Genomic DNA, 17,433 nt, shown 5'->3' on the forward strand with positions numbered 1-17,433 from the left:
GCAATCAATCAGGCCAGGTCACCGCCGTTGAGGGCGGCATCGATGTCGGCGCGGGTCAGGTCCGGCGCGAATTGCTGGATGAAATGGTAGGCATACGAGCGCAGGTAAGCGCCCTTGCGCACGGCCAGCCGCGTGGTGTTCTGCGCGAACAGGTGCGACGCCTCCACCGCGCGCATGCCCTTGTCGCGGCCATGGTCGAACGCCATCGAGGCAACAATGCCCACGCCCAGGCCCAGCGACACATACTGCTTGATGACGTCCGAATCCATCGCCGTCAGCACGATGTCCGGGCGCACGCCGGCTTGCGCGAAGGCGGCGTCGATGTGGCCGCGGCCGGTGAAGCCGACGTCATAGGTAATCAGCGGGAACTCGGCCAGGTCCTCCAGCCTGATCGGCGAACGCGACAGCAGCGGGTGGCCGTCCGGCACCACGATCAGGTGGCTCCAGCGGTAGCACGGGAACGACACCAGGTCCGGGAACTGCGACAGGCCCTCGGTGGCGATGCCGATGTCGGTCTTGCCGGACAAAATCCATTCCGCGATGTGCTCGGGCGCACTCTGCTGCAAGGCGATGCGCACGTCCGGATACGCGGTGCGGAAGCTCTGCACCACTTTCGGCAGCGCATAGCGGGCCTGCGTGTGGGTGGCCGCCACGCTCAAGGTGCCGCTTTGCTGGCCGGTGTATTCCAGGCTGGCCTGTTGCAGATTCTCCGCCTCGATCAGCAGGCGATCGATGATTTTCAAAATGCCCTTGCCCGGCTCGGTCATGCCGGTCAGGCGCTTGCCGTTGCGCTCGAAGATAACCACGCCCAGCTCGTCCTCGAGCTCGCGGATCTGGCGCGACACGCCAGGCTGCGAGGTGAACAGCGCATTCGCCACTTCGGTCAGGTTGTAGCCGCGCCGGGCCGCTTCGCGGATCGACCGCAGTTGCTGGAAATTCATACCGATGCTCCTTCGTCCACGAACACGCGCAAGCGCTTCGGACGCACCACCAATGTTTCGCCTTCCTTCAAGCCGAGGCTGATAAAGCGCTCGTTGGGAATGACGGCCTCGATCAGTTCGGCGTTATCGCCGCGCTCCAGGTCCAGCTGGGCCAGCGGGCCGATGGCGTGCGCGCGGCGCAGCTTGACCACGATGCCTTCCGCGCCCGGCGTGTAGCGGTCCACGTCAAGCTCGTGCGGACGCACATAGGCCGTGCCCTTGCCGGCCGCCGCCGATGCGCCCGGCACCGTGAAAGAGGCGTCGCCGCTGGCCAGCACGCCGTCCTGCACGCGGCCATGGAACACGTTGACGTTGCCCAGGAAGCCGTAGACGAACGGCGAGGCCGGGTGGTTGTACACCTCGTCCGGCGCGCCGATCTGCTCGACGTTCCCCTTGTTCATCAGCACCACCTGGTCGGCCACTTCCAGCGCCTCTTCCTGGTCGTGGGTGACGAAGATCGAGGTCACGTGCAGTTCGTCGTGCAAACGGCGCAGCCAGCGGCGCAGTTCCTTGCGCACTTTCGCGTCCAGCGCGCCAAACGGTTCGTCCAGCAGCAGCACGCGCGGCTCGACCGCCAGCGCGCGCGCCAGCGCGATGCGCTGGCGCTGGCCGCCCGACAACTGCGGCGGATAGCGGTCCGCCAGCCAGTCCAGCTGCACCAGCTCCAGCAGGTCCTTGACCTTGCGGCGGATCTGCTCTTCCGACGGACGCTCGCTGCGCGCCTTGACGCGCAGGCCGAAGGCGACGTTCTCGAACACCGTCATGTGCTTGAACAGCGCGTAGTGCTGGAATACGAAACCGACCTGGCGCTCGCGCACGTGGCGGTCCGAGGCGTCCTCGCCGTCCAGCAGCACCTGTCCGGAATCCGGATGTTCGAGGCCGGCGATGCAGCGCAGCAGCGTGGTCTTGCCGCAGCCCGACGGGCCGAGCAGCGCGGTCAGCTCGCCCTGCGGGAAGTCCAGCGAGATGTTGTTGAGCGCGACAAAATCGCCGAAACGTTTGTTGATGTTTTTTACTTGGATCGTCATGGTATTACTCCGAAGTACGTGCGTCGTCGGCGATGGATTCGTTCAGGCGCCAGGCGATAAAAGTTTTCACAACCAGGGTCACCAGCGCCAGCAGCGCCAGCAGCGAGGCCACGGCAAAGGCGGCGGCAAAGTTGTATTCGTTGTAGAGGATCTCGACTTGCAGCGGCATGGTGTTGGTTTCGCCACGGATGTGGCCGGACACCACCGACACCGCGCCGAACTCGCCCATGGCGCGGGCGTTGCACAGGATCACGCCGTACAGCAGGCCCCACTTGATGTTGGGCAGCGTCACGCGGCGGAAGGTGTCCCAGCCCGACGCGCCCAGCACGATGGCCGCTTCTTCCTCTTCGCTGCCCTGCGCCTGCATCAGCGGAATCAGCTCGCGCGCCACGAACGGGAAGGTGACGAAGATGGTGGCCAGCACAATGCCCGGCACCGCGAACAGGATCTTGATGTCGTGTTCCATCAGCCACGGACCGAACCAGCCTTGCGCGCCGAACAGCAGCACATAGATCAGGCCGGAGATCACCGGCGACACCGAGAACGGCAGGTCGATCAGCGTCAGCAGGAAGCTTTTTCCCCAGAACTCGAACTTGGCGATGCACCACGACGCCGCCACGCCAAACACCAGGTTCAGCGGCACGGCGATGGCGGCGGTAATCAGCGTCAGCTTGATGGCCGAGATCGCATCTTCCTCGACAATGGCGGTGACGTAGGCATCCCAGCCTTTTTTCAGCGCCTCGAAGAACACCGCCACCAGCGGGATGAACAGGAACAGCGTCAGGAACAGCAGCGCGATGGCGACCAGCACGCCGCGCACCCAGCGCGGTTCCAGAATGTCGGCCTTGGACGGCAGTTCGCCGCGCCGGACTTGCGTAACAGGAGCTCCGCTCATTTTATTTCCCCGACTTTCCGCGAGCCCAGGCTTGCAACAGGTTGATCGCCAACAGCAGGATGAAGGACACCACCAGCATCACCAGCGCGATCGCGGTAGCGCCGGCATAGTCGTACTGCTCCAGCTTGGTAATAATGAACAGCGGCGTAATCTCCGACACCATCGGCATATTGCCGGCGATGAAGATCACCGAGCCGAACTCGCCGGTGGCGCGCGCGAAGGCCAGCGCGAAGCCGGTCATCAGCGACGGCAAAATGGTCGGGAACACCACGCGCGTGAAGGTCTGCCAGGCGTTGGCACCCAGGCTCGCGGCGGCCTCTTCCAGTTCGCGCTCGGCGTCTTCCAGCACCGGCTGCACCGTGCGCACCACGAACGGCAGGCCGATGAAGGTCAGCGCGATCACCACGCCCAGCGGCGTGAACGCCACCTTGATGCCGAGGTAGCCTTCGATGAACTGGCCCAGCCAGCCGTTGGCCGAATACAGCGCGGTCAGCGTAATGCCAGCCACGGCGGTTGGCAGCGCGAACGGTAGGTCGACCAGCGCATCGACGATGCGCTTGCCGGGGAACTCATAACGCACCAGCACCCACGCCACGATGCCGCCGAAGATGACGTTGATGAAGGCGCCGATCAGCGAAGCGCCAAAAGTCAGCTTGTACGAGGCCACCACGCGCGCCGAGGTCACCGTGGTCCAGAACGAATCCCAGGTCAGCGTGAATGTCTTCAGGAACACGGCCGACAGCGGGATCAGCACGATCAGCGTCAGGTAAAAAATGGTGAAGCCCAGCGAGAGCCGGAAACCTGGCATCACGCGGAACGGTGCGCCCCGTTTGGCCACCGCTGTGGCGGCCGCGGGCGCTGCAAGAACAGCAGACATTGGATGCTCCCTTATTACAAAACCTTCTATAAGGGCTGCATGTTCTCATCATTGCTTCATAATACAAACGAAGCAATAGTCATTTGATTAGATGATTCAGCTATATACAAGCTTGACTGCGACGGCAACCAACGTTACCGCAAGGATAGCGCGCAGCAGGCGCTCGGGCACGGCGCGGGCAACGTAGGCGCCGAGGGTGATGCCGGGCACGGAGCCGACCAGCAAGGTTAGCAGTAGCGACCAGTCGATCGAGCCCAGCCACCAGTGGCCGATGGCGGCGATCGCGGTCAGCGGCACGGCGTAGGCGATGTCGGTGCCGGCCACTTCGGCGGCCGTCAGGCGCGGGTAGAGCATCACCAGCAGGGTCGCGCCGATGGCGCCGGCGCCGATTGATGAGATCGTCACCAGCACGCCCAGCATGGCGCCCGAAATAATGGTGGCGTTGCGTAGCGCCCTGCCCTGCAATTGGCGCTCGGGATGCGCGGTGACCCAGGCCAGCATCTGGCGCTTGAACAGCAGCGCGGTGACGGTGAGCATGACCGAGCCGGCGATGGTGTAACGGATGATCTGGCCCATCTCGTGGCTGAGGGTGCCGAAGTGCTTGAGCGCAAGGCTGGCGCACAGCGCCGCCGGCAGCGCGCCGAGGCACAGGCGGCGCACGATGTCCCAGTGGACCGTGCCGCGCAGGCGATGGGTGAAGGTGCCGACGCCCTTGGTCAGCGAGGCGAACGCGAGGTCGGTGCCGACCGCCACGGCGGGGGTGACGCCGAACAGCAAGGTCAGGAGCGGCGTCATCAGCGAACCGCCGCCAACGCCGGTCATGCCGACCAGCAGGCCAACTGCGAATCCTGATGCGACAAACTGCAAATCCATAACGCTTTCCCAAAGTAGGCCCGCAGGTTACCTAGTCTGGGAAGCAAACCCAACAACGAAAAACTCATAAGCTTATCCACCGTCGTTCCGCATCGGCGGACCGCCGCGCAGGCGGGAACCCATGGAACGCTGATTCAGCCAACTCCGCATGGATTCCCGCCTGCGCGGGAATGACGGGTTGCCGCCTGCGCGGGGAATGACGGGTTGCCGCCTACGCGGCGTCCGCCGATGCGGAATGACGCTTACTTGTTCGGCTGCGGCGTCACCCGCAGGTAAGGACGCTCGGCGGTAAAGCCTTTCGGATACTTCTGCTTCAGCACCTCCGGGTCCTGCACGGTCAGCGGGATAATGACATCATCGCCATCCTTCCAGTTGCCCGGCGTAGCCACGGTATAGCCATCGGTCAGCTGCAGCGCATCGATCACGCGCAGTACCTCGTCGAAGTTGCGGCCGGTGCTCATCGGATAGGTAATGGTCAGGCGCACCTTCTTGTTCGGATCGATGACGAACAGCGAACGCACGGTGGCGGTGGCCGACGCCTCCGGGTGGATCATATCGTACAGCGTCGACACCTTGCGGTCGGCATCGGCAACAATCGGGAAGCCCACCACGGTCTTCTGCGTTTCCTCGATATCCTTGATCCAGTTCTTGTGCGACTCGGCCGGATCGACCGACAGCGCAATCGCCTTCACATTGCGCTTGTCGAACTCCGGTTTCAGCTTGGCGGTCAGGCCCAGCTCGGTGGTGCACACCGGCGTGAAATCGGCCGGGTGCGAAAACAGCACCACCCACGAATTGCCAGCCCACTCATGGAACTTCAGCGGACCGATGGAGGAATCTTGTTCGAAATCAGGGGCGGTATCGCCCAGACGGATAGTCATGGTTAGTCTCCAGAGTAGAAAGGATCATGCGGACAATACACCATTGTGCGCCTGCTCTGCTAAAAAATACAAGGTTTCCAAACCTTCCGGCCAATCGCCCAGGCCGGACTCGGCATTGATGTGCCCCAGCGGTCCGCCATTGATAAAACGGCTCTGCCAGCGGTGCGCCCACAGCTGCGCGCGCGGCGCCGCCATCCACGGATCGTTGGTGCTGCCCACCATGATCGACGGCACCGCCAGCGCTTCTTGCGGCAGCAGCGCGGCGACGTTGAACTTATCCGGATCGGCCGGCGCCACCAGCAGCACGCCGGCCACCCCGTGCGGATCGCGCGCCACGCTGTGCACGGTGGCCAGCGCGCCGAAGCTGTGGCCGACGATCAGCGTGGGGCCTGCGGCACGCTGGCGCAACTCGTCCACCCGGGCCGACCAGCGCGGCAGGTCCGGCGCCTCCCAATCGTCCTGCTGCACCCGCTCGAAGGCGGGGAACAGGCGTTGCCAGCGGCTTTGCCAGTGCTCCGGTCCGCTGTTATGCAGACCGGGCGCAATCAGCACGCGCAACTGTTCAAAGGCGCCGCTCATGGTCATTACTTGTTAGGCTGGTAGATCTGGTCGAACAGGCCGCCGTCGGCGAAGTGGGTCTTCTGCGCCTTGGTCCAGCCGCCCGCCACGTCGGCGATGGTGAACAGCTTCACGTTCGGGAACTGGCCGGCGTATTTCTTGGCCGCTTTCTCGGTGGCCGGACGGTAGTAGTTCTTGGCGATGATGTCCTGCGCTTCGTCGGTGTACAGGAAGTTCAGGTAAGCCTCGGCCACCTTGCGGGTGCCGCGCTTGTCGACCACTTTATCGACCACCGCCACCGGCGGCTCGGCCAGGATGGAAACCGACGGCGCCACGATGTCGAACTTGGTCGGACCCAGTTCCTTGATCGCCAGCAGCGCTTCGTTTTCCCAGGCGATCAGCACGTCGCCGATGCCGCGCTCGACGAAGGTGGTGGTGGCGCCGCGCGCGCCGGAATCGAGCACCGGCACATTCTTGTACAGCTTGGTCAGGTAGTCCTTGGCGGTGGCTTCGCTGCCGCCCGGCTGGCGCAGCGCGTAGCCGTAGGCGGCCAAGTGGTTCCAGCGGGCGCCGCCCGAGGTCTTCGGATTCGGGGTAATCACCGACACGCCCGGCTTGATCAGGTCAGCCCAGTCCTTGATGGCTTTCGGGTTGCCCTTGCGGACCAGGAACACGATGGTCGAGGTGTACGGGGTGCTGTTGTGCGGCAGCTTTTTCTGCCACTCAGGCGACAGCAGCTTGTGCTCGGCGATAGCGTCGATGTCGTAGGCCAGCGCCAGCGACACCACGTCCGCTTCCAGGCCATCGATCACCGCGCGGCCCTGCTTGCCGGAGCCGCCGTGCGATTGCTTGATCTTGACGTTGTCGCCGGTTTTGGCTTTCCACTCTTTGGCGAATGCCGTGTTGACGTCCTGGTACAGCTCGCGGGTCGGGTCATACGACACATTCAGCAGCGAGATGTCCGCAGCCAGGGCTGGGGCAACGGCGGTGACGGCGAGAACAGCGGCGGCAATGATTTTTTGGACAACATTGGATTCCCCTAGTAGTGAAGGGCTCCAGATTACCGGCGCGCTTTATAAATTAGAACTAAGCTTTTTTTAGTTCTATATACCGGAAAATCATATGAAGCGGTTATACAGCACCACGCTCCAGGTGGCGACCGCCAGCAAGCAGGTCAGCAGCACCGCCGCGCTGCCGAAATCCTTGGCGTTTTTCGACAACGGATGGCGTTCCAGCGACACCCGGTCCACCACCGCCTCGATTGACGAGTTGATCAGTTCAACAATCAGAATCAGCAGCAACACGCCGATCAGCACCAGCTTTTCAAACGCCGACACCTTCAGCAGCAGCGCAATGACGGCGCCGACCACGAACACGCTGACTTCCTGGCGGAAGGCGTGCTCGTTGCGCCAGGCGGCGCGGAAGCCGTCGATGGAGTAGAGAAACGCCGTGTAAATACGCTTAAGACCGCTTTTGCTTTTGAATTCGCTGACTGGTTGCATGATGGCTGTGGTAACGGGTGAATAGCATATTATGCATCCAATTCCGCTTTTTTCCACATTATGGTATAAATCAATTATCGAATTCTGCATTGCACCAACCACATCATGAAAATCGAAACCGTTCCAGAGCAAAAGACCACTATCCAAGTGATCGAGCGCATGGTGGCGCTGCTCGATGCCCTGGCCAAGTATCCCGATCCCGTCAGCCTCAAGGAATTATCCAAGGTCTCGGGGCTACATCCGTCCACCGCGCACCGGATTCTGAACGACATGGTGGTCACCCGCTTTGTCGACCGGGTCGAGCCGGGCACCTACAGGCTCGGCATGCGGCTGCTGGAACTGGGCAATGTGGTCAAGAGCCGGCTGTCGGTGCGCGAGGCTGCGCTGGACTTCATGCGCGCACTGCACAAAAAACCCAGCAGACAATCAATCTGTCGGTACGGCAAGGTGACGAGATCGTCTACATCGACCGCGCCTTCTCCGAACGCTCGGGCATGCAGGTGGTGCGCGCGATCGGCGGCCGCGGCCCGCTGCACCTGACCTCGACCGGCAAGCTGTTCCTGTCGGTCGACGAGCCGAAAGCCATCCGCGCGTATGCGACGCGCACCGGCCTGGCCGGGCACAACAAGAATTCGATTACCGATCTGGGCAAGCTGGAGCGCGAGCTGAGCCTGGTGAAATCGCGCGGCTACTCGCGCGATAACGAGGAACTGGAACTGGGAGTGCGCTGCATGGCCGCCGGCATCTACGACGACAGCGGCAAGCTGATCGCCGGCCTGTCGATCTCGGCGCCGGCCGACCGCCTGCAGGAAGACTGGCTGGAAGATCTGGTGCTGACCGCGCGCCAGATCTCCGTCACCCTCGGTTACATGCCGGTCGAATAAGGCGTGGTGGCGACGCCGCCGCCGACCAGGTTGGCCGGGCGCAGCGCTTCCAGCCATTTGCGCATGCGGCCGGCGTCGGCCGTCCGCGACTGCTTGCCCTTGGAATCGAGGAACACCATGATGACCGAGCGGCCTTCGATCACCGCCTGCATCAGCAGGCAACGCCCGGCTTCGTTGATGAAGCCGGTTTTCTGCAAGCCGATCGCCCAGTCCGGGCTGGCCACCAGATGGTTGGTGGTGCCGAACTGCATCGGGCGGCCGTTGCTGGTTTCGACGATGGCTTTCGGATCGGTGGAGAACTGGCGCAGCACCGGCTGCTGGTAGGCGGCCATCGCCAGCTTGGCGAGGTCGCGCGCGCTGGCCACATTCATTTTCGACAGGCCGCTGGAATCGACATAGTGGGTGTCGCTCATGCCCAGTTCGCGCGCCTTGGCGTTCATCGCTTCGACGAAGGCCGGCTTGCCGCCCGGGTAGTTGCGGCCCAGCGCCGAAGCGGCGCGGTTTTCCGAGCTCATCAGCGCGATGTGCAGCATGCTGGCGCGGCTCATCTGCGTGCCGACCTTCAGGCGCGAGCTGCTGAATTTTTCGCGGTCCACGTCCTCATCGGTGATGGTGAGGATTTCGTCCATGTCCTGCTTGGCTTCCACCACGATCAGGCCGGTCATCATCTTGGTGATGGAGGCGATTGGCAGGGCGACGTTGGAATTTTTCTCGAACAGCACTTCCGAGTTGGCCTGGTCCAGCACCAGCGCCACGTTCGACGCCAGCGACAACGGATCGTCGGTTTTGTTCAGGCCGGCCAGATCGCCCATGGTCGGCATGGCCGGCGCGGCGGCCAGCACGCGCTGGTACACCACCTTGCGCTTGCCATTGACCTTAACCGTGCGCTTGACCACGCGGTCACTAGCAACCGGCGCTGCCAGACGCATGGTCTGGCGCTTTTTCTTCACGACCTGTTTTTGGGCGCGGCAGCGCTATCGGTTGCCGGCGCCGCGATGGCGGCGGAAGCAAACATCAGCGAAATCAGCGCGCTTAATGCGAGTTTGACCATTCGTATCCCCAAAAAAGAATTCAACCGAGCCGTTGCAGTGTAGCAAATCGCTGCGCGAGCGCAAGAAAATTTAACACTCACGGCAGCATTGGTTGTGTTCACGCAATATAGGAAAAGGCAAGCTATGCCTATTCAACAAATTTAACAAATTCCGGCAGCGCCATGCGCTCGGTCTGCAAAGAATTTTCGATCTGGCTCAAATCCGCCACACCGAGCGCCATGCCGCACACCACGGTTTCGCCTTCCGGCAGCGCCAGCTGCGCGGCGATGATGCGGTGGTACTGCGTAAAAGCGGCTTGCGGGCAGGTATCAAGACCGCGTGCGCGGGCGGCGATCATAATATTTTGCAGGAACATGCCATAGTCCAGCCACGATCCTTGCTCCATGATGCGGTCGATAGTGAAGATCAGGCCGACCGGGGCGCCGAAGAAGTCATAGTTCTTGCCGTGCTGGGCGGCCATGCCGGCCTTGTTGTCGCGGGTCAGGCCCAGCAGCGCGTACAAATCCCAGCCGACCTTGCGGCGCCGGTCGATATATGGCGACACCCATTGCTGCGGATAGTAGGCGTACTCTTCCTTGTGCTGTAGCGCCTGCTCTGGATCGTTATATGCGGCCAGTATCGCCGAAGACAAGCGCCGCTTGGCCTCGCCTTGCAGCACGTGGACTTTCCACGGCTGCGTGTTGGTGCCGGAAGGCGCCCTGCCCGCCACCCGCAGGATCTGCTCGATATCGTCGCGCGCCACCGGCGTCGGCAGGTAAGCGCGGATCGAGCGGCGCGAGGTGATGGCGGCATCGACCGCTTGCTGCTCGGGAGTTGAAATCATGCGTTCTTGCTCACTTTGGTTTCTTGACCACGAAGATCACGCCCGTCACCGCCAGCAACATGCCAGCCATGCCGAGCGCATTAAAAGCTTCGCCAAACATCAGCCAGGCCATGATAGCGGTAGTCGGCGGCGTCAGATACAGCAAACTGGTGACCTGGGTGGCGTCATTTCGGCGGATTAAGGCGAACAGCAGGAAAATCGCGCAGATCGACACGCCCAACACCGCCCAGGCCAGCGCGCCGATAAAGCGCGGCGTCCACTGCACCGCAGCAAAGTCCGGCCCCAGTCCCTCGAAGATCACGGCCAGCGGCAAGACCAGAATGGTCGAGGCGGCAAACTGGATCACGGTGCCGACGCGCAGGTCGAATTGCGGGCAATGGTGCTTCTGATACAGGGTGCCGCAGGTGATGCTGACCAGCGCCAGCACACACAGCAGGATTGCCGCAGCCGACAGGCCGACCAGCTGTATCTTGGCGGCCACCACCAGCGCTACGCCGCCGATGCCGAAAATCAGGCCCAGCCACTGGCGCGGCAGCACTTTCTCGCCAATCAGCGGCGCGGCAAACGCGGTCAGGATCGGCTGCATGCCGACAATCAAGGCCGACAGGCCGGCTGGCATCCCCTGCTTGATGGCGCACCACACGCCGATCAGGTAGCCGGCCTGCACCAGCAGCCCGGCGACAGCGATATGGCCGACCTGGCGTAGCGGCGGCCACGGCGCGCGCAACGCCAGCACCACCGGCGCCAGCACCGCCAGCACGCAGAGAAAGCGCAGCAGGATGAAGGTCAGCGGCGGCGCGTACGGCAGGCCGAACTTGGCGACGATGAAGCCGCTGCTCCACAACAGCACGAAAAACATCGGAATCGGCGACAAAAAACTGGCGTGCCGGGTCGTGGGAACGGCGGAAGGCGTGTTGGACATCAGGCTGACTTGTGAAATGGAAGGCAATCGGCGCCGCTGAACGACGCCGAAACCGGTGGCCTTGAGTCTAACACGTCAGACAACTTCCGGCCGGCAGGCCGCTATTTTCCTTGCGTGGCCGAGGAAGTTGCGGTCAGGAATTAGCTAGCACAACTAGTTGATCGTTCTTTGATGCAACGCACAAAAAAGCGCTTGACTTAATTTTTGAGGGGCTTAAAATTGATCGTGTTGCGTTGCACAATATGTTGTTCGGTCTGAAACGAAGTTTGCCTGTTTCTCACCGACGGTAGAAACACAAGCAGTAATTCAATCAACGACTATTTCTGGAGATCTAAATGTTTTCGATTCCTGAGCAATTTTCCAATGCGACCAAAGCTAATTTCGAAGCCCAGTTCGCGATCTTCTCGACCCTGACCAACAAGGCATTTGAAGGCGTGGAGAAATTCGTCGACCTGAACCTGACCGCGGCCAAGGCCTCGCTGGAAGAAACGTCGGCCACCACCAAGCAATTGCTGGCTGCTAAAGATCCACAAGAATTCTTCTCGCTGGCCACTGCTCAGGCTCAACCAAGCGCTGAAAAAACCATCGCTTACGGCCGTCACCTGGCGACCATCGCAACCAGCACCGGCGCTGAATTCAGCAAAGCCGCAGAAACCCAGATCGCCGAAACCAACCGCAAGGTTATTTCGCTGGTCGATGAAGTCAGCAAAAACGCGCCAGCCGGCACTGAAAATGCTGTCGCCCTGTTTAAATCGGCGATTGGCAATGCCACCGCCGGTTACGAGCAATTTACCAAAACTGCAAAACAAGCGGTTGAATCGTTTGAAAGCAATGTTAGCGCTGCGGTAAATCAATTCAATACCGCTGCCGCCAAGGTTGCGCCAGTGAAGAAATAAATAGAAATTATCCGGCACGGTAGGGTGCCGGTTATTTTCAGAAAGCCCCTGCGGGGGCTTTTTTATTCCCCCGTCGTTCCCGCGAAGGCGGGAACCCATACACAGCGTGAGTTTCAGGCCGCCTCAAAGGTAAGCTCAGCATGGATTCCCGCCTTCGCGGGAATGACGGTGGTGTGCGTGGCGTGCGTGGTATGCGTGCTGTGCGGAAGGTGCGTGCGGACGGCGGTGTGTGATGGGGATATGCGGATGGCGGTGTGCGACGGCGCTGTGCGGGCGCTAGTATGCACTTCCGGCCAAAAATCGGCACGAACGCACCAATTTTTAGCATATCCCAGCCCCAAAAAAGCCGCACAGCCTGCGCTGCACGGCTTTTCAGGAAAGCGCGAGTTATTCGCCCAGGTACGCGGCTTTCACGCGCGGATCGTCCAGCATAGCGCTGGCGGCCCCGGTCATCGTAATATTACCGGAGTCCATTACGTACCCGCGATGCGCGGCCTGTAGCGCCAGCTTCGCATTCTGCTCCACCAGCAAAATAGTAATACCTTCTTTCGACACCGTGCGAATAACCTCGAAAATCTTTTCCACCATAATCGGCGATAAACCCATCGACGGTTCATCCAGCAATAACAGCTGTGGATGCGACATTAACGCACGCGCCATCGCCAGCATTTGCTGTTCGCCACCAGATAAAGTACCGGCCAATTGCTGCGCGCGTTCTTTTAAACGGGGAAACACCGCAAACCATTTTTCAATATCCGATTCACTACCGGCTTTATCGGTGCGGGTATAAGCACCCATCATCAGATTCTCGTGAATCGTCATGCGGGTAAATACGCCACGGCCTTCCGGTACCATCGCCAGTTTCTTTTCAACCAAATGGAACGACTTGCTGCCTTTCAGCGATTGCCCCTGATAAGTAATCGTGCCCTCGACTTTGCACGGCGGCAGCGTGCCGGTAATCGCTTTCAGCGTTGTGGTTTTACCAGCCCCATTGGCGCCAATCAGCGCGATTAATTCGCCCTTGTTTTACTTCGAGATCGACCCCCTTGACGGCTTTAATGCCGCCATATGCGACTTTCAGTCCCGATACTTTTAGAACGTTGTCGCTCATTAGTGCGATCCTCCCAGGTAGGCGTCAATTACCGCCTGATTGCTTTGTATTTCCGCCGGCAGGCCCTCGGCGATCGGCTTGCCGTATTCCAGCACCATCATGCGGTCGCACAAGCTCATCATCATCTTGACATCGTGTTCAATTAACAACACCGTCCTGCCCTGCTGTTTGATCTTGATCAACAGTTCGCGCAGTGCCAGCTTTTCGGTGGCGTTCATGCCGGCCGCCGGTTCGTCCAGCGCCAGCAGTTGCGGATCGGTCGCCAGCGCGCGGGCGATTTCCAGGCGGCGCTGGTCGCCGTACGACAGGAATTTGGACGTGCGGCTGGCAAACTGGCCGATGCCGACGAAATCCAGCAACTCCTGCGCGCGCTGGCGGATCGCCGCCTCTTCCTCGCGCGCCGCCTTGTGGCGGAAGATGGCGCCGAACACGCCTTGCTTCGAGCGCACGTGGCGGCCGACCATGACGTTTTCCAGCGCCGTCATCTCGCCGAACAGTCGGATATTCTGGAAGGTGCGCGCGATGCCCGCCTTGGCCACCTGGTGCGGCGCCGACGGCGAATACGGCTTGCCGGCCAGCTCGAAAGTGCCGGTGTCCGGCTGGTAGAGGCCGGTAATCACGTTGAAGAAAGTGGTCTTGCCGGCGCCGTTCGGGCCGATCAGGCCGTAAATCTGGCCCTGCATGATCTTGATGCCCACATCGGTCAGCGCCTGCAAGCCGCCGAAACGCTTGTTGACGCCAGCGATCTGGAGAATTACCTGTTCAGTCATGATTGTCTCTTCCTCAGGCCGCCATTACGCCGGTCGATTGATTCTTGCTGTCGGAGTCGCCGTCCGGGCGATCCTCATGCTTGGGCGCGGGCCACAGGCCGGCCGGGCGCAGCAGCATGGTCAGCACCAGGGCCAGGCCGTACAGCAGCTGGCGCAGCACTTCGGCTTCGATCAGCACGTGACCGAACAGTTTCTCCTGCAACGGTTCCACCACGTGGCGCAGGATCTCCGGCAGCGCCGCCAGCAGCGTGCCGCCGAGGATCACGCCCGGAATGTGGCCGATGCCGCCCAGCACCACCATCGCCAGCACCAGGATCGATTCGGTCAGCGAGAACGATTCCGGCGACACAAAGCCCTGGAACGAGCCGAACATGGCGCCGGCGATGCCGCCGAACGAGGCGCCCATCGAGAACGCCAGCAGCTTGACGTTGCGGGTATTGATGCCCATCGCCTTCGCGGCGATCTCGTCCTCGCGGATCGCCACCCAGGCGCGGCCCAGGCGCGAGTGCTGCAGGCGCGAGGTGACAAACACCACCAGCACGCACAGGAACAGGAACAGGAAGTAGTAGGCATTCACCGACGGCATGCCGTAGTCGCCGATGAACACGGTGGCGCGCGAGCCGGCCTCGCCGGACAGGTTGACGCCGAACACGCGGATCGGGTCGATCATATTGATGCCCTGCGGGCCGTTGGTGAAATTGATCGGCGCGTTCAGGTTCAGCATGAAAATACGGATAATCTCACCGAAGCCCAGCGTGACAATCGCCAGGTAGTCGCCGCGCAGCTTCAGCGTCGGCGCGCCCAGCAAGGCGCCGAACAGGCCGGCCAGCGCCGCCGCCAGCGGCACGATCACCCACACCGACAGGTGGATGCCGTTCTGCTGGATTTCCGGCCCGAGAAGGGCCACCAGCGCCTGCGCCAGCGCCGGATAGTCGTAAATCATCGACTCCAGCATGGTGGCGAACTGCGGCGAGGCCAGCATGCCGGCCAGGTAGGCGCCCACCGCGTAGAAGGCGATGTAGCCGAGGTCCAGCAGGCCGGCGAAGCCGACCACGATGTTCAGGCCGAGCGCCAGCATGATATACAGCAGCGCCATGTCGGCGATGCGCACCCACGAGTTGCCGTAGTCCTGCGCGAAGAACGGGAAAGCCACCAGCAGCACGGCCAGCACCGCCAAGCTGCCGTAGGCCTGGCGCGGATGACGCTTGAGGTCGAAGCTCACAAATGCCATGGTCGTCTCCTTAAGCCCGGTCCGCCACGCGCTCGCCCATGATGCCGGACGGCCGCACCGTCAGCACCAGGATCAGCACCACGAAGGCGAAAATGTCCTGGTAATGGCTGCCGAGAAAGCCGCCGGTCACATCGGCCAGGTAGCCGGCGCCCAGGCTTTCGATGATGCCCAGCGCGATGCCGCCGACCATGGCGCCGTAGATATTGCCGATGCCGCCCAGCACCGCCGCGCAGAAGGCCTTCAGGCCCGGCAGGAAGCCCATGCTGAACTGCACGGTGGCGTAGTTGGCGCCCCACATCACGCCGGCGACCGCGGCCAGCGCCGCGCCCAGCGCGAACGTGACCACGATGACCATATTCGAGTCCACGCCCATCAGGCCGGCAACGCGCGGGTTTTCCGCGGTCGCCCGCATGGCGCGGCCCATCTTGGTTTTTTCCACCAGCAGCACCAGGCCGGCCATCGACACCAGCGCCAGCGCCAGCAGCAGGATCTGCGTCGGCGTGATCACCGCGCCGCCGATCAGCACCGGATCGCTCGGCAGCATTTGCGGGAACGGTAGCGGGTTGCGCTCCCAGATCATCATGGCGAACACATTGAGCAGCGTCGAGATGCCGATCGCCGTGATCAGCGGCGCCAGCCGCGGCGCATTGCGCAGGCGGCGGTAGGCGACGCGCTCGATCACCACATTGACGATGATGCAGACCGGAATCGCACCGCCGATGGCGATGGCCAGCTTGATATAGCCCGGCAACTCCGGCGCGTACTGGTTCAGCAGGTTAAGAATGGTCATGCCGGTCATGGCGCCGATCATCAGCACATCGCCATGGGCGAAGTTAATCAGATTCAGCACGCCATACACCATGGTGTAGCCCAGCGCCACCAGCGCGTACATGCTGCCCAGCACCAGCCCGTTAATGATTTGTTGGATAAACGTATCCATGTTTTGCCCTTTGTTATGCGCGGTCATGTAACAAAAACGGCACCCGGGTGTCCCCGTAGTGCCGCCGTTGACTACACAATCACGTTGCAAGTTCCATGCCTGATCGGTGTCTCCATCGCTCCGGATAATTAAGCCGAAACGACAACTTTTTAGAGCGAGGCCAATAATAACGAACATTCCGGAAAACTAACGCCGGAATACCGTTGGCGGAGCTGAATTATATTCCGCTCCGCGGCAAATGGATCAGAGGGCGCCCTCGATTGGTGCGTTTTTTTGTCCGCCGTCCAGGCCTTTGGGCAGCGGGAAGGTGACGTTCTCCTCGACGCCGTCCAGCGGCCGCACGCTGCGCACGCCCAGCTCCTTGAGCCGGTCGATGACGGCCTGCACCAGCACCTCGGGCGCCGAGGCGCCGGCGGTGACGCCGACGCGCAGCTTGCCTTCGAGCCACTCGGGCTGGATCTGCCGGGCGTTGTCGACCATGAAGGCCGGCGTCCCCTTCTTTTCCGCCACTTCGCGCAGGCGGTTCGAGTTGGAGCTGTTCGGGCTGCCGACCACGATCACCACTTCCACCTGCGGCGCCATGAATTTCACGGCCTCCTGGCGGTTGGTGGTGGCGTAGCAGATGTCGCCCTTCTTTGGCTCGATGATGGCCGGGTACCTGGCCTTCAGCGCGGCGATGATGTCGGCGGTATCGTCCACCGACAGCGTGGTCTGCGACACATACGCCAGTTGCTCCGGCTTGCTCACCTGCAGCCTGGCCACGTCCTCGACCGTCTCGACCAGGTACATGCCCTCCTCGGTCTGGCCCATCGTGCCCTCGACTTCCGGGTGGCCGTCGTGGCCGATCATGATGATCTCGCAGCCCTGCTTGCGCATCTTGGCCACCTCCACGTGCACCTTGGTCACCAGCGGGCAGGTGGCGTCGAAGATGCTGAAGCCGCGCGCATCGGCCTCGGCGCGCACCGCCTTCGACACGCCGTGCGCCGAAAACACCAGCGTGTTGCCCGGCGGGACTTCACTGAGTTCCTCGATGAAGATCGCGCCCTTGGCGCGCAGGTCGGCCACCACATAGGCGTTGTGGACGATTTCATGGCGCACATAGATCGGCGCGCCAAACTGCTGCAACGCGCGCTCGACGATTTCGATGGCGCGGTCGACGCCGGCGCAAAAGCCGCGCGGCTGGGCCAACAGGAGTTCTTTATCGCTCATG

At 62.0% G+C, this 17,433-nt stretch carries 17 protein-coding genes and 2 pseudogenes; 2 read left to right on the forward strand and 17 right to left on the reverse strand.

Annotation, left to right across the window (positions count from 1 at the left end; translation table 11 throughout):
* Positions 1 to 8: 8 nt before the first annotated feature.
* From ACRQ5J_RS23475 to ACRQ5J_RS23515, 9 genes are all read right to left on the reverse strand, one after another.
* Entirely contained in the window at positions 9 to 941 is a 933-nt protein-coding gene (locus tag ACRQ5J_RS23475; protein WP_432380262.1) for a CysB family HTH-type transcriptional regulator, read from the reverse strand.
* Positions 938 to 2,008, reverse strand: a complete 1,071-nt coding sequence (locus tag ACRQ5J_RS23480) for a sulfate/molybdate ABC transporter ATP-binding protein (RefSeq protein ID WP_432380263.1) — start codon at positions 2,006 to 2,008, stop codon at positions 938 to 940. The genes ACRQ5J_RS23475 and ACRQ5J_RS23480 overlap by 4 nt, the downstream gene beginning before the upstream one ends.
* A gap of 4 nt (positions 2,009 to 2,012) precedes the next feature.
* Positions 2,013 to 2,903: a sulfate ABC transporter permease subunit CysW gene (gene cysW, locus ACRQ5J_RS23485; RefSeq protein WP_432380265.1), complete on the reverse strand. Its 891-nt coding sequence runs from the start codon at positions 2,901 to 2,903 to the stop codon at positions 2,013 to 2,015.
* A 1-nt stretch (position 2,904) separates the two neighbouring features.
* Entirely contained in the window at positions 2,905 to 3,780 is an 876-nt protein-coding gene (cysT, locus tag ACRQ5J_RS23490) for a sulfate ABC transporter permease subunit CysT (protein WP_432380266.1), read from the reverse strand.
* Between the two features lie 96 nt (positions 3,781 to 3,876).
* The gene (locus tag ACRQ5J_RS23495) at positions 3,877 to 4,653 is read right to left on the reverse strand and encodes a sulfite exporter TauE/SafE family protein (RefSeq protein WP_432380268.1); all 777 of its coding nucleotides are present in this window, start codon (positions 4,651 to 4,653) and stop codon (positions 3,877 to 3,879) included.
* A gap of 242 nt (positions 4,654 to 4,895) precedes the next feature.
* Entirely contained in the window at positions 4,896 to 5,534 is a 639-nt protein-coding gene (locus ACRQ5J_RS23500) for a peroxiredoxin (protein ID WP_090181715.1), read from the reverse strand.
* Between the two features lie 24 nt (positions 5,535 to 5,558).
* Complete coding sequence (locus ACRQ5J_RS23505) at positions 5,559 to 6,113, reverse strand: RBBP9/YdeN family alpha/beta hydrolase (protein WP_432380270.1); 555 nt, start codon at positions 6,111 to 6,113, stop codon at positions 5,559 to 5,561.
* A gap of 5 nt (positions 6,114 to 6,118) precedes the next feature.
* Positions 6,119 to 7,153 (reverse strand): sulfate ABC transporter substrate-binding protein, encoded by a 1,035-nt coding sequence (locus ACRQ5J_RS23510; protein WP_432383716.1) that lies wholly within the window; start codon positions 7,151 to 7,153, stop codon positions 6,119 to 6,121.
* 57 nt (positions 7,154 to 7,210) lie between these two features.
* Positions 7,211 to 7,594, reverse strand: a complete 384-nt coding sequence (locus tag ACRQ5J_RS23515; RefSeq protein WP_432380272.1) for a diacylglycerol kinase — start codon at positions 7,592 to 7,594, stop codon at positions 7,211 to 7,213.
* A 105-nt stretch (positions 7,595 to 7,699) separates the two neighbouring features.
* On the opposite strand from ACRQ5J_RS23515, the pseudogene ACRQ5J_RS23520 reads away from it, so the two are divergent.
* Positions 7,700 to 8,478 (forward strand): annotated as a pseudogene (locus tag ACRQ5J_RS23520) (IclR family transcriptional regulator).
* Here the strand turns inward: ACRQ5J_RS23520 and pbpG are convergent.
* The 3 genes from pbpG to ACRQ5J_RS23535 all read right to left on the reverse strand — a co-directional run bounded on the left by pbpG (position 8,460) and on the right by ACRQ5J_RS23535 (position 11,275).
* The gene (pbpG, locus tag ACRQ5J_RS23525; protein WP_432380274.1) at positions 8,460 to 9,407 is read right to left on the reverse strand and encodes a D-alanyl-D-alanine endopeptidase; all 948 of its coding nucleotides are present in this window, start codon (positions 9,405 to 9,407) and stop codon (positions 8,460 to 8,462) included. The pseudogene ACRQ5J_RS23520 and the gene pbpG overlap by 19 nt on opposite strands.
* Before the next feature lie 250 nt (positions 9,408 to 9,657).
* Entirely contained in the window at positions 9,658 to 10,353 is a 696-nt protein-coding gene (locus ACRQ5J_RS23530) for a nitroreductase (protein WP_432380276.1), read from the reverse strand.
* Positions 10,354 to 10,363: 10 nt separating this feature from the next.
* Entirely contained in the window at positions 10,364 to 11,275 is a 912-nt protein-coding gene (locus ACRQ5J_RS23535; RefSeq protein WP_432380279.1) for a DMT family transporter, read from the reverse strand.
* 335 nt (positions 11,276 to 11,610) lie between these two features.
* On the opposite strand from ACRQ5J_RS23535, the gene phaP reads away from it, so the two are divergent.
* Entirely contained in the window at positions 11,611 to 12,171 is a 561-nt protein-coding gene (gene phaP, locus ACRQ5J_RS23540; RefSeq protein ID WP_432380280.1) for a TIGR01841 family phasin, read from the forward strand.
* Between the two features lie 387 nt (positions 12,172 to 12,558).
* Here phaP and ACRQ5J_RS23545 read toward each other — a convergent pair.
* The 5 genes and pseudogenes from ACRQ5J_RS23545 to ispH form a co-directional block, all read right to left on the reverse strand.
* Positions 12,559 to 13,282 (reverse strand): annotated as a pseudogene (locus ACRQ5J_RS23545) (ABC transporter ATP-binding protein).
* Complete coding sequence (locus ACRQ5J_RS23550) at positions 13,282 to 14,052, reverse strand: ABC transporter ATP-binding protein (RefSeq protein WP_432380282.1); 771 nt, start codon at positions 14,050 to 14,052, stop codon at positions 13,282 to 13,284. The pseudogene ACRQ5J_RS23545 and the gene ACRQ5J_RS23550 overlap by 1 nt, the downstream one beginning before the upstream one ends.
* A gap of 13 nt (positions 14,053 to 14,065) precedes the next feature.
* A complete protein-coding gene (locus ACRQ5J_RS23555; protein WP_432380284.1) occupies positions 14,066 to 15,283 on the reverse strand; it encodes an ABC transporter permease subunit in 1,218 nt (405 codons plus the stop codon).
* Positions 15,284 to 15,293: 10 nt separating this feature from the next.
* Positions 15,294 to 16,223, reverse strand: a complete 930-nt coding sequence (locus tag ACRQ5J_RS23560) for a branched-chain amino acid ABC transporter permease (protein ID WP_432380286.1) — start codon at positions 16,221 to 16,223, stop codon at positions 15,294 to 15,296.
* A gap of 243 nt (positions 16,224 to 16,466) precedes the next feature.
* Positions 16,467 to 17,432, reverse strand: coding sequence for a 4-hydroxy-3-methylbut-2-enyl diphosphate reductase (gene ispH, locus ACRQ5J_RS23565; RefSeq protein ID WP_432380287.1), 966 nt, complete (start codon positions 17,430 to 17,432; stop codon positions 16,467 to 16,469).
* Between the last annotated feature and the right edge of the window lies 1 nt (position 17,433).

It is taken from the genome of Duganella sp. P38 (genome assembly GCF_050859475.1).
Taxonomy (GTDB): Bacteria; Pseudomonadota; Gammaproteobacteria; order Burkholderiales; family Burkholderiaceae_D; genus Rugamonas.

Coding starts and splice junctions, on each gene's coding strand:
- ACRQ5J_RS23475 (WP_432380262.1), bottom strand. CDS start 941: ATGAATTTCCAGCAACTGCGGTCGATCCGCGAAGCGGCCCGGCGCGGC.
- ACRQ5J_RS23480 (WP_432380263.1), bottom strand. CDS start 2,008: ATGACGATCCAAGTAAAAAACATCAACAAACGTTTCGGCGATTTTGTC.
- cysW (WP_432380265.1), bottom strand. CDS start 2,903: ATGAGCGGAGCTCCTGTTACGCAAGTCCGGCGCGGCGAACTGCCGTCC.
- cysT (WP_432380266.1), bottom strand. CDS start 3,780: ATGTCTGCTGTTCTTGCAGCGCCCGCGGCCGCCACAGCGGTGGCCAAA.
- ACRQ5J_RS23495 (WP_432380268.1), bottom strand. CDS start 4,653: ATGGATTTGCAGTTTGTCGCATCAGGATTCGCAGTTGGCCTGCTGGTC.
- ACRQ5J_RS23500 (WP_090181715.1), bottom strand. CDS start 5,534: ATGACTATCCGTCTGGGCGATACCGCCCCTGATTTCGAACAAGATTCC.
- ACRQ5J_RS23505 (WP_432380270.1), bottom strand. CDS start 6,113: ATGAGCGGCGCCTTTGAACAGTTGCGCGTGCTGATTGCGCCCGGTCTG.
- ACRQ5J_RS23515 (WP_432380272.1), bottom strand. CDS start 7,594: ATGCAACCAGTCAGCGAATTCAAAAGCAAAAGCGGTCTTAAGCGTATT.
- pbpG (WP_432380274.1), bottom strand. CDS start 9,407: ATGCGTCTGGCAGCGCCGGTTGCTAGTGACCGCGTGGTCAAGCGCACG.
- ACRQ5J_RS23530 (WP_432380276.1), bottom strand. CDS start 10,353: ATGATTTCAACTCCCGAGCAGCAAGCGGTCGATGCCGCCATCACCTCG.
- ACRQ5J_RS23535 (WP_432380279.1), bottom strand. CDS start 11,275: ATGTCCAACACGCCTTCCGCCGTTCCCACGACCCGGCACGCCAGTTTT.
- phaP (WP_432380280.1), top strand. CDS start 11,611: ATGTTTTCGATTCCTGAGCAATTTTCCAATGCGACCAAAGCTAATTTC.
- ACRQ5J_RS23550 (WP_432380282.1), bottom strand. CDS start 14,052: ATGACTGAACAGGTAATTCTCCAGATCGCTGGCGTCAACAAGCGTTTC.
- ACRQ5J_RS23555 (WP_432380284.1), bottom strand. CDS start 15,283: ATGGCATTTGTGAGCTTCGACCTCAAGCGTCATCCGCGCCAGGCCTAC.
- ACRQ5J_RS23560 (WP_432380286.1), bottom strand. CDS start 16,223: ATGGATACGTTTATCCAACAAATCATTAACGGGCTGGTGCTGGGCAGC.
- ispH (WP_432380287.1), bottom strand. CDS start 17,432: ATGAGCGATAAAGAACTCCTGTTGGCCCAGCCGCGCGGCTTTTGCGCC.